The sequence below is a fragment of the Polynucleobacter sp. AP-Feld-500C-C5 genome (assembly GCF_018882265.1).
Taxonomy (GTDB): domain Bacteria; phylum Pseudomonadota; class Gammaproteobacteria; order Burkholderiales; family Burkholderiaceae; genus Polynucleobacter.
The window spans coordinates 234,129-248,880 of sequence record NZ_JACVOW010000022.1 but is presented as its reverse complement, the minus strand read 5'-3'; the positions used below and the strand labels follow the sequence as shown (position 1 = coordinate 248,880).

17 protein-coding genes are annotated in these 14,752 nt (G+C 44.2%); 13 read left to right on the top strand and 4 right to left on the bottom strand.

Features of this window, described 5'->3' with window-relative positions; genetic code table 11:
- Positions 1-203: helix-turn-helix domain-containing protein (locus ICN21_RS07695; protein ID WP_216177988.1), on the bottom strand; the 203-nt coding region annotated here is incomplete at its 3' end.
- A 277-nt stretch (positions 204-480) separates the two neighbouring features.
- Here ICN21_RS07695 and ICN21_RS07690 point away from each other — a divergent pair.
- On the top strand, positions 481-696 hold the full coding sequence (locus ICN21_RS07690) for a hypothetical protein (protein WP_216177987.1): 216 nt from the start codon (positions 481-483) through the stop codon (positions 694-696).
- A gap of 26 nt (positions 697-722) precedes the next feature.
- Positions 723-1,511, top strand: a complete 789-nt coding sequence (gene scpB, locus ICN21_RS07685) for a methylmalonyl-CoA decarboxylase (RefSeq protein ID WP_216124158.1) — start codon at positions 723-725, stop codon at positions 1,509-1,511.
- 22 nt (positions 1,512-1,533) lie between these two features.
- Here scpB and ICN21_RS07680 read toward each other — a convergent pair whose 3' ends face one another.
- Positions 1,534-3,153 (bottom strand): FMN-binding glutamate synthase family protein, encoded by a 1,620-nt coding sequence (locus ICN21_RS07680; RefSeq protein ID WP_216177986.1) that lies wholly within the window; start codon positions 3,151-3,153, stop codon positions 1,534-1,536.
- 114 nt (positions 3,154-3,267) lie between these two features.
- On the opposite strand from ICN21_RS07680, the gene ICN21_RS07675 reads away from it, so the two are divergent.
- The 3 genes from ICN21_RS07675 to ICN21_RS07665 all read left to right on the top strand — a co-directional run bounded on the left by ICN21_RS07675 (position 3,268) and on the right by ICN21_RS07665 (position 5,732).
- Entirely contained in the window at positions 3,268-4,182 is a 915-nt protein-coding gene (locus tag ICN21_RS07675; RefSeq protein ID WP_216177985.1) for a pseudouridine synthase, read from the top strand.
- A 173-nt stretch (positions 4,183-4,355) separates the two neighbouring features.
- Positions 4,356-5,258, top strand: coding sequence for an AAA family ATPase (locus ICN21_RS07670; RefSeq protein ID WP_215320142.1), 903 nt, complete (start codon positions 4,356-4,358; stop codon positions 5,256-5,258).
- A gap of 9 nt (positions 5,259-5,267) precedes the next feature.
- Entirely contained in the window at positions 5,268-5,732 is a 465-nt protein-coding gene (locus ICN21_RS07665; RefSeq protein ID WP_215320144.1) for a polymer-forming cytoskeletal protein, read from the top strand.
- Here ICN21_RS07665 and ICN21_RS07660 read toward each other — a convergent pair.
- Both ICN21_RS07660 and ICN21_RS07655 read right to left on the bottom strand, forming a co-directional pair.
- Positions 5,729-6,700: a M23 family metallopeptidase gene (locus ICN21_RS07660; protein WP_216177984.1), complete on the bottom strand. Its 972-nt coding sequence runs from the start codon at positions 6,698-6,700 to the stop codon at positions 5,729-5,731. The genes ICN21_RS07665 and ICN21_RS07660 overlap by 4 nt on opposite strands.
- 12 nt (positions 6,701-6,712) lie before the next feature.
- The gene (locus ICN21_RS07655; protein ID WP_216177983.1) at positions 6,713-7,528 is read right to left on the bottom strand and encodes an SPOR domain-containing protein; all 816 of its coding nucleotides are present in this window, start codon (positions 7,526-7,528) and stop codon (positions 6,713-6,715) included.
- Between the two features lie 282 nt (positions 7,529-7,810).
- On the opposite strand from ICN21_RS07655, the gene ICN21_RS07650 reads away from it, so the two are divergent.
- The 8 genes from ICN21_RS07650 (at position 7,811) to ICN21_RS07615 (ending at position 14,736) form a co-directional block, all read left to right on the top strand.
- Positions 7,811-8,860, top strand: a complete 1,050-nt coding sequence (locus tag ICN21_RS07650) for a tetratricopeptide repeat protein (protein ID WP_216177982.1) — start codon at positions 7,811-7,813, stop codon at positions 8,858-8,860.
- Positions 8,844-9,914 (top strand): L,D-transpeptidase family protein, encoded by a 1,071-nt coding sequence (locus ICN21_RS11170; RefSeq protein ID WP_216177981.1) that lies wholly within the window; start codon positions 8,844-8,846, stop codon positions 9,912-9,914. The genes ICN21_RS07650 and ICN21_RS11170 overlap by 17 nt, the downstream gene beginning before the upstream one ends.
- A gap of 392 nt (positions 9,915-10,306) precedes the next feature.
- A complete protein-coding gene (locus ICN21_RS07640; protein ID WP_370624077.1) occupies positions 10,307-10,711 on the top strand; it encodes a CBS domain-containing protein in 405 nt (134 codons plus the stop codon).
- A 52-nt stretch (positions 10,712-10,763) separates the two neighbouring features.
- A complete protein-coding gene (locus ICN21_RS07635) occupies positions 10,764-12,380 on the top strand; it encodes an EAL and HDOD domain-containing protein (protein ID WP_216177979.1) in 1,617 nt (538 codons plus the stop codon).
- 130 nt (positions 12,381-12,510) lie between these two features.
- A complete protein-coding gene (locus tag ICN21_RS07630) occupies positions 12,511-13,557 on the top strand; it encodes a fumarylacetoacetate hydrolase family protein (protein WP_255534249.1) in 1,047 nt (348 codons plus the stop codon).
- Between the two features lie 68 nt (positions 13,558-13,625).
- Entirely contained in the window at positions 13,626-13,976 is a 351-nt protein-coding gene (locus ICN21_RS07625) for a hypothetical protein (RefSeq protein WP_216177978.1), read from the top strand.
- A 25-nt stretch (positions 13,977-14,001) separates the two neighbouring features.
- Complete coding sequence (locus tag ICN21_RS07620; RefSeq protein WP_088524988.1) at positions 14,002-14,208, top strand: hypothetical protein; 207 nt, start codon at positions 14,002-14,004, stop codon at positions 14,206-14,208.
- Between the two features lie 147 nt (positions 14,209-14,355).
- Positions 14,356-14,736, top strand: coding sequence for a hypothetical protein (locus ICN21_RS07615; RefSeq protein ID WP_216177977.1), 381 nt, complete (start codon positions 14,356-14,358; stop codon positions 14,734-14,736).
- The last annotated feature ends 16 nt before the right edge of the window (positions 14,737-14,752 follow it).

The following is a 14,752-nucleotide window of genomic DNA, read 5'->3' as shown; positions in this document are numbered from 1 at the left end:
TGGAGAACTTGGACTTTGAACTCTGGGGAATGGCGTTGGTAGCTGGGATTAAGACCACTATGGCCATGTGCTTGATAGGCTAAAGCCCATTTGCGGACATCTGAGTGACTAATCTCAAATAAGTGACCTACCCGCTTAAGACCGCCAAACTTTAGAAACTCTTTAACTACCTTTAGCTTGAACTGCTTGCTGTACTTGCTCATAAAACAAAACCCCCTTGGTTGGACATAGCGTCCAACTTTTGGGGGTCAGTTCATGCGGGTGGCTTTTTCATTAACTTAGAACTTCTCTCAAAGGTAGATTATTGCCCCGCACAAGATTAGTGCGTCAGTACTAGCTATGCCCAAAATTGGGTTAAAGTCGTCAAAAAGAGGGCATTCTTAATATTTCACCTTAATCAAAAGGAATAATTTGGAGTTGCAGGCTATCTAAAAGAAAATTCACCTGGGCTAAATATCCTGAATCAATCAAGGAGTAAATATGGTCGTTTACATCACTCGCAATATTGTCGCCAGAAGGCGTCGCAACGATGGTACGGATCAAGGTTGCTTTCCACTACATCCCGGCAAATATGAGGCTAATAAAACCAATGATGGCGCCCTCGAAATTCTTCAAGATGCAGGTGAGCCAGTTTATCTACTGCCATTTATCTGGTGGGAGAAGATGGAGCTTGGGGATATCTTGATTGCGGCATAAGTAACCAAAGAAAGAAGAGAATTTAAATGAATTATCAGTACATCAAGACCGAGCAGGCGGATTTAATCGCTACCATTCGTTTCAATCATTACAGCAAGCGCAATGCTTTAAGTGAATGCTTGATTGAAGAAATGCACCATGCCCTTGATGTATTTGGTAAAGAAGATGTGCGTGTGTTGGTACTGAGATCTGACCAGAAGAATAAGGTATGGTCTGCAGGGCACGATGTGATGGAGCTGCCGAGATCTGAACGTGATCCCTTGCCAGCAGATGATCCTGTCATGGTCTTACTCAAGTCCATCCGCGCATTTAGAGCGCCAGTCATTGCAATGGTTGATGGCTCTGTTTGGGGTGCATCTACGGACCTAATTATGAGTTGCGATATTGCGATTGGGGATCATGACTCCACTTTTGCGATTACCCCTGCAAAGTTAGGTCTTCCGTATACCGCCAGCGGTATCTTGCATTTCATGTCTCGTATGCCACTGAACGTTGTAAAAGAAATGTTCCTAACTGCGGATCCGATTGGTGCTGATCGCGCCTTACAAATCGGTATTTTGAACCATCTTTATGTCTCTGGTGAGTTAGAGGCAAAGACTTATCAAATGGCTAGAACGATTGCCTCACGTTCACCACAAGCTAACTCCGTTCTTAAAGCCCAGGCACAAATGCTCTCTGATGCAGCTGTGATGAATCCTGCCGTATTCGAGCATCTTCAATCCCTTCGTAGGAATGTTTACATGGGTAGCGACTACCGAGAAGGTATTACTGCATTTTTAGAAAGGCGTGATCCAATCTTTGGTCAGGCCAAGTAAGAGTTGTAGTGCACTAGACTGATTAATGCTGCTTAGCGGCAAAGCTATCTGCTTGCGCAATATCCCAGTAGAGCTGAAATACTTTTGGCAAAGTACTACCTTCCTCATTGGATAACAAGCTGCCTGCAGCAACGTCTGGTAAGAGGTCTTCAAGCAGCCGCACCTCATTTGCACTCACCCGTCGCACGATATGACGTGTATTAATTTCAACCGGATGATGAAGGCCTGCTGCTTCCACAATTTCCTTCAGGGCCTTGAGTGTTTCTTTATGAAAGTGATACACACGCTCTGATTTATCGGTGACTACTAATGCTTTTTGTCGGCTTGGGTCTTGTGTGGTAACGCCAGTGGGGCAGAAGCCGGTATCGCAAACTTGAGCTTGTATACAGCCGACTGAGAACATAAAGCCGCGAGCGCTATTACACCAATCAGCCCCCAAGGCAAAGACAACCGCCATGTCAAAAGCGCTGATGATTTTTCCAGAGCAGCCAATTTTAATTTGGTCGCGTAAATTGGCTCCAACCAAAGTATTGTGTACTAGGCGCAAACCTTCTTGCAATGGAGTGCCAACGTGATTACTAAACTCAACAGGAGATGCTCCAGTCCCGCCCTCAGTGCCATCTATCACGATGAAGTCTGGATAAATTTGTGACTTCAGCATCGCCTTCACAATCGCAAACCATTCCCAAGGATGGCCAATGCATAATTTAAAGCCTACTGGTTTGCCGCCAGAAAGTTCACGTAAGCGCTGAATAAACGCCATCATTTCTAATGGGGTAGAGAAGGCGCTGTGCGAAGATGGCGAGACGCAAGCTTCACCCACCTTGACACCGCGTGCCTCAGCAATTTCTGGGGTGACCTTAGGTCCCGGCAAGATACCGCCATGACCTGGCTTTGCGCCTTGACTGAGTTTGATTTCAATCATTTTGACTTGGGGGTCTAGGGCATTCTCCGCATATTTCTTAGGATCAAATTGACCATCCTCTGTACGGCAACCAAAATACCCCGAGCCAATTTCCCAAATGAGATCGCCGCCATGCATGCGGTGATAACGAGAAATCGAGCCCTCACCAGTATCGTGTGCAAAATTTCCTTTTTTTGCACCTAAGTTGAGTGCCATGACTGCGTTAGCACTCAAAGCGCCAAAGCTCATGGCTGAGATATTAAAGATGCTAGCTGAATATTTTTGGGAGCAATCTTTGCCGCCAATCTCGATTCTAAAGTTATAGTCAGAAAGATGAGTGGGAGCGAGCGACTGATTAATCCATTGATAACCGGGTGCCATGACATCAAGCGTGGTGCCAAATGGACGTTTATCTGAAACTGCCTTAGAGCGTGAGTAAACCAGGGTGCGCTGGCTTCTGGAGAAGGGTGTTTTGTCGTTATCACCCTCAATAAAATATTGCCGAATCTCTGGTCGAATAAATTCCAATAAGAAACGCATATGACCCAAAATGGGGTAGTTGCGTAACACAGCATGCCTCGTTTGGAGGCGATCATGAATTCCGACGAATGTCAGAAAGCCAAAAATAGCTAGTGGATACCATGCGGCAGTATTTACTAAAAGACCAAAGATGCTGATCAGGGTTCCAGCAATACAAATTACAAAAGTGCTAAGGCGTATCGGTAGGATGGGGCTCATTTTGCGCACTCACTTAGGTTTGTTTGATAGCTAAGTATAAGCATGCAATAGAATCAATAGGTGACAGTCTCTCTACAATTTCATCAATATCGCTACTGACAGCCTATCTAATTTATGAAAGTTAATGCTGAAGGAGTCTCTTCATCACGCGTTTATTTGCCGGCTGATCAAAAATACCAAGATTTATTGGCTTTCTTTATTCACACCTTTCCCCATATTGAGTCTGGAGAATGGCAGACCCGTTTTGCTGAAGGTTTAGTCATGACCATGGATGGCGAGCCAGTGCATGGTGACGATCCTTATCAAGCGAATACCCATTTAATGTATTTCAGGCGATTGGCACGTGAACCTGAAATTCCTTTTGCAGAAGAAATCCTTTATCAGGATGAACATATCGTGGTTGCAGATAAGCCCCATTTTTTACCAGTGACACCCAGCGGCCTTTATTTGCATCAAACCTTATTGAATCGACTTAAGAAGCGAACTGGTATTCAAACCTTGAGCCCGATTCATCGCATTGATCGTGATACTGCAGGCTTGGTGATCTTTTCAGTCAGGCCAGCAGAAAGAGCGCAGTACCAAAATCTATTTAGAGATCGAGCAGTTAAGAAGGTATATGAAGCGATTGCTCCCTACCATGATGAGCAAGTCCTCAGATTGCCTATGACTTATCAAAGCAGACTAGTAGAGTCCGAACATTTTTTGCAGATGAAAGAAGAGCAGGGCGAGCCGAACACAGATACTTATATAGAGTTGATCGAAGTGGATAAGCCCTGGGCTCGGTATCGCTTAACTCCTGGTAGCGGTAAGAAACATCAATTGCGTAGTCATTTAAATGCTCTAGGTATACCCATTCGGAATGATCAAATTTATCCGCACCTGACGCCCTATCAAGAGTACGACCTAGATTTTTCCAAACCTTTACAGCTCTTGGCGAAAGCAATTTATTTTGTAGATCCCATTAGCAAACAAGAGAAATCATTTGTCAGTAAACGAGAGTTAAATCCGCTTTCTTCTTCTAAAAAATAGACTCCGTATTGATCAGGCGATCCAGTGCCCTAATCATGAACCTCTGTAAGGAAAATACTGACTTTTACATGCTCTTGCGCTTCAATGTGTGTTTTTAAGTTGAAGTTTGATCTGCAATTCCTTAATTTTTATGAGAAATTTGTTGCAAATTGTGATGCATAGCAATAGGATAAATGTCCTATTTCAGTAAAGCAGAGCGGGTGATTGTCATGGAAACGATAAAAGTGCTGGTAACAAATCGCAAGGGTGGGGTTGGCAAAAGTACGATTGCCGCCAATCTTGCTGCGTACCTAGCTCTTCAAAAAGGCTTAAAGATTTCATTGATTGACTACGATGAGCAGAGCTCATCTTCTGCTTGGATTAAAAAAGCTCCCAATATTGGTATTGAGACCTATCGCGCTGAAATGTCTTATCAAAGCGCAGGCATGACTCTTTTGAGTGCTAGATCTTCATTGCGTAAATTTTCAACAGGTTTTGATGTCAGTATTTCTGACCTCACTTGGACGCCAAATATGGCTGAAAATTTTATGCATGATTTCGATATTGTTTTGGTTCCTACTTCAACCTCTAAGTTTGAATTAGCGAGTACTGAAATTTTTATCTTGGAATATGTATTGCGTAATTCGCCTTTGATTTCTAAAAATAAACAAATCATCATGGCAGTGCCTAGTAGAGTCGAGACCAATTTTGCAGAAACTAGCATCTCCACCAATCTTGCCTCTTTAGGTATGTGCTATATAACCCCGCCAGTACTGCGCGCCAATGAAATTGATAACTTCGTCTATGAAGATTTTTTCTGCGTCTCCAGTAATGCCACTATCTCAACTTACTTCTGCCGCTTCGGTGAGTTTGTTGCACAACAGATTTTGGATAAGAAGCGTGAGCGCGAAGCGCCTACTTCTAAATTAGGCGCTATTTATTCTGGTCTAGGCAAAGGTATTTTGATCTTAGATCGCTACCGTCAGAACAAAAAGATATCTGGTATGCAGGCTCGTTCTCAAATGCAAGCATTTAAAGCGAGCGAACAGAGTCCTGCCGATACTTCTATTCCGGCTTTTCTCAGCAAGCAAAACTAAAGAGGTGTGATGATGTTCGGTAAGAAAAATAATGAACATAAGTTCTCTGAACCTCAGATTGAATCTTTCGGCACGATTGTTGGCGCTGCTACTGAATTTCATGGCGCCTTGATGGTTTCCGAGAGCGTGCGAGTGGATGGCAAGATATTTGGCAATATTGAAGAGCGTGCTGGCCAAAGAATTACGATAGCGATTGGCAAGGGTGGTGAGGTACATGGCGATATTTATGCATTTCGCGTACTCATTGCGGGTATGGTGAATGGCAATACTTACGCGCATGAGAGAGTAGAGTTACACGCAACCGCCAATGTCCATGGAGATGTGACTTACGACACGATTGGAATTGAGCCTGGTGCAACCCTCAATGGCCAGATGATTTCTAAAAGAGCAGAGCCGAACACGACACCTGATTCAGCGACGCAGCTGCAAGATACGATCAATAAGATCAAGCAGGACGCCGGTATTTCTTCTTAGTTTTCCTTGTTGGCTGCTGGCTTAGTAAAAGCCAACACATCCATCGGATTGAGTAGGGCGCCATTCTTATAAACGCTGAAATGCAAGTGTGGTCCTGTCGAGCGGCCAGTATTGCCGACCTCTCCAATTAATTGACCGCGACTAACAGTGTCTCCTTGGCTTACTAAGAGTTTCTGACAATGCGCATAGAGGCTAGTGAAGCCTTCGCTATGCTTGATCTCAATGACGTTTCCTAATTCTGCATCGTACTTTGCCTTGGTGACAACGCCATTACCTGCAGCTAATACTTGCGTACCGGGCTTGGCATTGAAATCAATGCCAGGATGAAAGGCAGGACTATTAGTAATGGGGTCTACGCGTGCACCAAAGTTGCTACTTAAACCATAACCAGCGGCCAGAGGTGGTTTTGTGGGCAATGGAATCAAGCGCTCGTATTTCTCAAGCCATATTTCTTTGAGGGACTGCATTTTTTTACTCAGACCTTTTGAAGACTCTAGCGTTTGGTTGATGCTTACTCGTAGGCTGGGATTTTCTTCGGAACGAATTTGATAAGGAAAGAGTGGTAAATAAGGACCGCCCTTACCAGTACTTGCTTCGCTCTCTTTCTCTCTGTCTTTGCGCTTTTCTTTCATCGGCAGTGGTGTTGCCAGTGCAGCATATTGCTCGTTTATCTTGCTGAGCACGTCTATTTTTTGGTCCATCGCCTTTAAAGAGTCTTGAAGCTTGCTGAGTTTTTCGCGATATTCTTCTTCAAGATGGAACAGCTCTTCTGAGGTAATCACGCCTCCCATATCACGTGCCATACCTGGATCAAATTTAATCGCAACCCTAAAGCCCATGAAATAGATGGCGCACCCAATCATGATGAACAACAGACCGAGTGCAGCAGCAAAACGCGTTAGTTGAGTTTTGGTGATATTAAATTTTCTGTAGTGGGAGGTTGCCCCAGAAATCCAGATGATTTGCATAATGTGACTCGATTAGTTCTTAGAGCTTGCTTGCGAGGCTTCAATGATGGAGTTTGTAATGCCTTGTCTAGCCAATTTTTTGGAAAGTGCTTCTGCACTTTGTTGTGTTGCTAAGGGTCCAATTCGAACGCGATAGATATTGCTGCCATTAATTTTCGCGGGATCAACAAAGCTGGTATAGCCTTTTTGATTAAATGCGGTTACCTGATCGTTGGCAATTTCTTTGGTAAAAAAAGCACCTGTTTGAATAAAGTATTTGGAGTCACTAGCACTACTTGTAGAAGCTTTATCAGGGGCAGCATTAGAAGAGGTTTGCGCTGGTACTGCAGCTACCGCAGGTGGGCTGGATATTGCTGGTGCTTTCTCAGCAGGCTTGACATTGACTTTAGGTGCTGCTGCTTTTGGAGCTGGTTCAGTTTTATCAGTATTTTTGATCTCAGCCTGAGGACTGCTCTTTGCAGAGTCTTTAGGGGTCTCGCTGGTCCCAAAATGCACTACCTTACGCACTACGCTAACGGAGTATTCACTCTTGGTTTGAGAATTTTCCAACTTGATTTCAGCAGTGCTACCAACTTTGCCACGCAGCACATTTTTAATATTGGCTGGATCCATCCCTTTAAGGGGCGATCCATCGATGCTAATCATGATGTCATTGACCTGAATGCCAGCCTGAGCTGCTGGGGACTTGTCCTCGACATGCTTAACCACAATCATCCCCTCCGCATTTTTGGTGTAGCGGATCCCGATAACGCCTTGCTTGTCGCCCTCTATATTTTGAGCAAAAACCAGTTGCGTGGATAAAAGGAGAAGCGCGAGGAGGTATTTCACGGGTTTGTGGGCCTTAGAAGCTGGGTCGTATTGCGAGATTGCCGATTAAGGCTATTTTAATGTAGTTGTCAATTCATGATGCTTGACTTGAAGTCTTTTGAAAAGACAGATAAATGCTCACAAAAAATGGGTAAAAAATAGGCACAAAACCCTTTTTAGGAGTTATTTTGATAAGGCTTTTTAAAGAGGGCAATTGGGCTATAAATGCTCTAAAGGGCTATCAGCATTGATAATTTCTATGAAAATGCTAAAATCGATTGGATTTAATGCCCCTTTTTCCTAATGCCATCCATTTTTACTGCAGTCCATCCCTTGAGAGCTAGAAAGTTATGCCTATCGCACAAACTATTGCAATGCCTCTACGGTGCCTTATTACTGTCATTGATCAGTATTAGCCCTGCGTCTGCTTATGTGTCATCCCAAGGAATAGAGGATCTCTTATTAAAAGGGGACTCCAAAGCGGCGCTTGCCCAGGCCGAGTCACTCAAAAAAGATCTATCGCCCATTGACTATGCCAATACCAAAGCTTCCGCTTTATTAATGTTGGGTCAGTGGCAAGAAGCCGCCAATCTCTTAGAGCCTTTTTATTCAAAGGATAGTTCTAATCTCCTCGTGGCTAATAACTATGCAGTTGCCTTATGGGGAATGGATAAAAAAGACCAAGCACGGAAGGTGTTAGAAAAAGCCTTAAATACTGCCTCTCCAGCTTTCAGAAGTTTGCGCAAAATTTATTCAGCACAGGCAGCAGAGGCCTATGCAAAAGCGCTCAATGAAAAGAACTCAGCTCCCCCACCCGTGCTCTTAGCTGCTGCTGTTAATGGCTCTGATTTAGTCGATAAGCCTGTAATGGTGGCACAAGCCCCAAAGACAGCTGCCCCAGCACCAACTGCTGCCCCGAGCGTTCAGGCACCTAAGACTAGTCCTGTAGCCACTCCAGTGGTAGAGACTCCAGCCCAAGTTGCGGCAGCTGAGAAAGATGCGGCGCCAACTCCTCAAGAGCTTGAAGTGATCAATGCCAATATGGAAAATTGGGTCAAGGCGTGGTCGAGCAAAAACGTCAAGTCTTATTTGGCTTTTTACTCACCAAGTTTCTCGCCTGATAAGGGATTGTCTTATACAGATTGGTTGGAGCAGAGGAAGCAGAGGGTTGCCAAGCCGGGTGCAATTAATGTTGAAATCAGCATTATGAAAGTCGTTAAATCAAAGGGCAAAATTGTTGTAACCTTCAGGCAGAAGTACAACTCAGCAAACGTTAATACGAATTCTGTGAAGCTTTTGGAATGGGTTAATGACAAGGGCACTTGGTTAATTGCGCGTGAATTCAATAAATAACTTATCTCTCGATAGCGGAGCGCTGAAATTGCGTTGTAAGCTTTTATTGATTGCTTGCATCTGTATAACTCCCGTTGCTAGTTTGGCGAATGGGGACACTACAGTTCGGCAGGCCACTCAAGAATTGGTGCGCAATGGCAATTTAGATAAAGCCATGGACATCTTAAATAAGTCTGAAGTCGAACACCCCAATTTCCGTTTAGCAACGTTTATGCGCGCTGAATTGCTAACTGCGCTGACTGGCGGGGCTATTGCGAATAAGTCCAAGAGTGAAGTGCGTGATGGGGAAGCGCCACAGAATCTATTGTCTGAGTTGCAGTTAAGAAACTCAGTCATTCCCAATTTAACTGATCTACGCCCAGCTCAAGTCTTAAAGATGCCTAAAAATGCAGATGTCATTTTGGTTGATGCATCACTCTCTCGCGCCTATCTCTTGCGCAATAAAGACGGCGACCCAGTCTGGGAAAAAGATTATTACGTCACTATTGGAAAGTTAGGCGTGGGTAAGCAAAAAGAGGGAGATCTTAAATCACCTCTGGGTGTGTACTCCGTCACCATGCAAATTCCGAAGCAACAATTGAGATCTATTTTTGGCGCTGGAGCATTGGAGTTAAGTTTCCCGAATGCGCTTGATAAGAAGTTGGATATCAGTGGCTCTGGAATTTGGTTGCACGGCGTACCTAAAGATACTTACAGCAGGGCACCTAAGGCTTCTGATGGTTGCCTCGCTTTTGCTAACGATGATGTTCGAGAAATTATTGAGTTAGCGAGCAAGCGCCAAATTAATGTAACCGTAGTGCCCTCCGTTCAATGGCTCAAGAAAGCTGTTTGGAGTGCACGCGCCACTAAGGTTAGTAATGAAATTGCCGCATATCGATCAGAGGGCCTTAAAAAGAAAATTGTTCGTCCACCCGAGGCTATCTACGCTACTGAGTCGACATCCACCTTGGTGATTGACCAGCCGATTGGTCAGGGCGAAGGCTCTGCAGTCTACCGAGAGTATTGGGATAAAAACGGTAATGGCTGGAACTTGAAGTTCAAGAGCCGTACCTAATTCCTGGGCTATGAGCCAGCCCCTCCGGCATTGGCATTTAAAGCGCCAGTTTTTGAACTAAGCAAAAACTTTGCTTGAGGCATTTGGGGCTGGTTTTGAGCTTCTTTACCTTTCCTCCTAAGTTACAGAGCCCGATTTAAGCTCCTTTTTTTAGGATTTTCCCTAGGTTTGCACAAAAAACAGGCCAATCAGGATAGGATATACGCATAAGTTGGCATAGCTTTTGTTTTTGTTTGGATCAGCCTATGGCTTGGATAGAATCGATGAATGACCAATGTATGTTGCTAGCTGGATTTTCCGGCGCTGATATTGCTCTGAAGATATAAAAGGATAAGCGTCGTATGCCAATGGTAAAAAACTGTTTAGCCAACAAATCGAATACACTGATTTCAGTGAGTTCCTCTGACTATGTTGTCAGAGTATTAGAACTCATGCGCGATAATTTAGTGCGCTCCGTATTGGTGATTGATTCCGATCAATTAGTAGGAATTGTTTCCCAGGGTGATTGCGCTATTAAAGTGCTGCTTCCAGGTTTGAGTGCCAAAGAAGTATTAGTCAAAGCGGTCATGACCCCAAACCCCATCTCAGTAGCTTATGAAGATGATTTGCGAGACTGCATGCAAATCATGATTTCCAAAAGAATTCGTCACTTGCCCGTAGTGGATGAGGGCAAAGTCAGAGGTGTGATTTCTGTTGGAGATGTGGTGAAAGATACTTTGGAACACAGAACAGGTCAGATTCAATTTTTAGAGCGTTATATAAAAGAGTGGGATAGCTCTAAAAAAAATGATTCATAACTTTTTTAAAATCGTATTCATTCAAAAGGAAATCTTCTTAGTAAGAAAATAAATGGCACTATTTGGTAAAAAAACGCAGTCCGCACCCGTTCAGGCTCCTAAAGGGCCTGAAAAAGTTGCGCCTGAAAATTCATATTTAGGACGTGAACCTATCATCGATCGCGATCAAGCGATCATTGGGTATGAACTTTTTTTTCGCCCGGGAACTACTCTGAAGGCAAAGCGGGTCAATGAACGTAATGAGGTGTTAGCGCAAATTGCCAAACGCTTAGAAGCAGATCCGAAGGCAGAAGTCACTTATCCCGATGAAATTACAGATGCTAATTTGCGGGATGATGAGGGCATTGAAGTCAAAGAAGTCACTCTTAGTGAAATGCTCTACGCACTCAAGACTAAGGGTGTGGCTCAGTCACTTGGCTTGCATCTGGGTTTTATCAAAATTCATCCCCATCAATTAGGAGATGAGTTGCGCGGCATTCCTGCCATGAAGTTTCCTTTACAAATTGATTTGGCTGAGATCTTGGAGGCGATTAAAACTGAAGTCCCTCCGGATGAAGCTGTGAAAGATAGTAAGAAGGATGCCAAAAATCCCGATGATCCAGATGCGCCTAAGGTGCCTGAGATTCTGGAAAAGCTCGAAAAACTCTCGAATATCGGTTACAAGTTTGTGCTGACGGGTTTGACAGAAGTATTTGATGGTCTCGAAGACATCTTGCCGAAGTTTCGCTATGTCAAGCTTGATATTCACCAGGTAGAGAATGCAGCCAGCTTGATCGAATTATGTAAAGCCACGCCTTTACCAAGAGATACCAAGTCGCCTGCGAAAAAAGGTACAAAAGCCGGTAGTGATGGTGCTGTGATGCAGATGATTGCAACGCATGTAGAAACTCCTGAAGATTTTCATAAGGCCCGCGACTTAGGTTTTGATGCCTATGAGGGCTTCTATTTCATTAAGCCTGATCCAGATCTGTCCTTACATCGTGGCGATGACTATCGGAAGATATTAAAGCTACTGACTTTGCTGCTTTCGTCACCTGAACTCCACGAGTTGGTTGATGAGATCGAGTTGAACCCAGTTGTGGCAAAACATTTAATGGTGATCGCGGAAGTCGATGCTGGCAGGAAGCGTGCAAAGCCAGAAAATGTTCGAGACGCTGCAGTGATTTCTGGAGTTAAGCGGATTACCCGTTGGACCCAACTGCTGCTCTATGCAGATAGTAAGGCTAAAGTTTCTTTGGAATCTACCCCCTTACTGCAATTGGTTTGCGTCAGAGCATTCTTTATGGAATTAGCATCGGTCAAATTGCCAGCTGGGGCTGGATTGGGCTCGAGTGATTTGGCTTTCTTGGTTGGTGGATTATCCTTAATTGATAACCTCTTTGATGAGTCCAGCCGAGAGATTTTGTCTAAATTCAATTTGCCTGGAGTCGTTGTCGATGCGATTGCAGATCGCAGTGGCGTTTTAGGTAAATTACTCACCCTGGCTGAGGCTGCTGAGATTGGCGACTTAGAAAAATGTCAGCAGCTATGCGCTGGTGAATTGGGGTCATTGACTTTGGATGATGTTGCCCAAGATTCTCTGTTGGCTATTAAAACCTTCGTTGCGCAAACCCAGCTGGCTCCAGATGAGGACGTTTGGGAGCAAGCCGAAGTGACAGAGGAAGAGTAATTTAGTTAATAACGGAGTTTTAACCGGCTTATTAGCTAAGTTGTTAACTGAGTGATGAGCTTATAGTGACTCAATTAGTGGCTCATTTAGCCGTTAAACTATCTAACTCAATTACCACGCTGGAGCAATCATGAGCGCACGTCGCCGCTTTATTAAGACCTTTTCCTTGTCTGGAATGGGTATTGTGGCCGCCTCAACTCTAGGTTTTTCTTCGGATGCTGCTGCGCGTAGATTTAAATTTGCCAAAGAGCAAGAGGCCTATAGTGGTCCTCACATCATGGTCAAAAATGCCAAGATCCTATCCATTAAGAATAGTGATGGTACAGAGACTATGGGAGTCATTAGCACAAAAGGAGTGATTGACGTTCGTGCCGTTGCGAAGAAACTCAATATCGCGGCTCCATACACTCTGGATCAATTGCTACAAGAGGGTAACGCCACCGCGTTTAATAAGGTGGTTGCTGGCGCAGAAAAGTCTGGCGTGCCTTATTTGTCGGAATCGAAAATTCGCTATGGCAGACTTTTCAAGAATCCAGGCAAAATTATTTGTGTTGGCATTAATTACCGTCAGCATGCAGAAGAGGTGGGTGTCGCTAAGCCAGCGGTTCCAGCCTTGTTTAATAAGTATGACAATAGCTTAGCTGCTCATAATTCTGTATTAGAGATTCCTGCACCCGATGTTTCTTATAAGCTCGACTATGAAACTGAGCTCCTTGTAGTGGTAGGTAAAAAAGGGCGCAATATCCCTGAATCAGAAGCGCTCAATTATGTTGCTGGCTATTGCACTGCAAATGATTTCACCTCACGCGATTTGCAACTCGATCTTCCTGGTGGTCAATGGATGATTGGTAAAACTTTGGACCAATATGCGCCTATCGGGCCAAACTTTGTGACCGCTGATTTAGTGGGCGATCCCAATCAGTTGCAAATTCAGACCTTTGTGAATGGTGAGATGCGACAGAACTCGAATACCTCTGACTTTATTCATAATGTTCAAAGATTGCTCGCCTATATCAGTACTTACTGGACGCTCGAGCCTGGCGATATTATTTTCACCGGTACCCCACAGGGCGTCATTGCCAATATGCCCAAGGATCAGCAAGTTTGGTTAAAAAAGGGCGACGTGGTCACCAGCGTTGTAGAAAAGTTGGGAGAGCTCAAATTTACTTTGGGCTAGAGACTATAGCTAGATTCAAGAGTAGGATAGAGCCTTAGGGTATCAAAAGCTTAAAAGGGAAAAAGCTAATGAAGTACAAGCCATTCATCATCCTCGCTGCGCTCATGATTTCTTCATCTGCCTATGCCCAAAGAGAGGGTGGGGGACGAGATATTGGGCATGGCAATAGCGGTAACAACGGCTTCGGTAACAATAACAACTATGTTGTGGTGCCCTATGACGCTGGTAATGTCCCTGGAGCCCCCAATAGCAACCAGCCCGTGACAGTGATGAATGGTCCAAACGGCTCTACTCAAACCCAGGTCGGCACTACCACCTACTATTCCCCTGGCGGAAGTTCTGTGACGAACGGCAATCGCACCATTTATTCCAATGGCAGCAATTGCGTTGTACAGGGCAATAAAAAGACCTGCAACTAGTCTTGCAGTCAAAAATGGATATGCAATGGATCAAAGAACCGAAATAGAGACTCTGTTGCATGATTTAGGTCAGCCATTGCTTGCTATTCGCTTAAATGCCGAGTTATTAATGCACTCTCTTGGTGAATCGGGCTCTGATCCCATTAAGAAGAAAATCCAGGCTATTTTGCAAGCTAGCCAAGAATCGATGGATATTGCAGCCCAAATTGCCGCTCTAGATAATAATAAATAATCAATTAAATCAATATCTTAAGAAACATTAGCCATAATAATTAGAAATTTCTAGTCATTGAGCTTAAGTTCTGGTCTTTATGGTCGTAAGAGAAATTGTGGAGATTTAATGTAACCTGTTTTTATTTATCTTCTTTTGGTGGTTTTTATGGACATACAGATAACGTCAAATGCATCTGCTGACTCATTATCAGTAAGCGATGTGCAAGAGCGCAACAGTTATGCGGGCGCTTTGGCCGCTGCATTGCGCACTGGCAATGTCCTAGCAGCCCAAAAAGCCCTTCTTGGTTTGCGAGGTTCTGGTGGTGGAATGTCTCCAGCTTCGCTATTTAACGCAATTGATATAGCTCTTACTGGCGGCAAAATTGAGGATATCAAAAATGCCTCCGCTGCTTTGGATAAATTTAGGGCGGGTGGGGGCGAGTACTCTGATAAAAAATTCTTTGGTCTTGAACCTAAGGTAAATGAACCAAAAGAGAAACTGATGGCTGCCTCTGGTATGGGGTCCTTAGTTAATATTAAGGTTTAACTTTTTTGGCTCATCA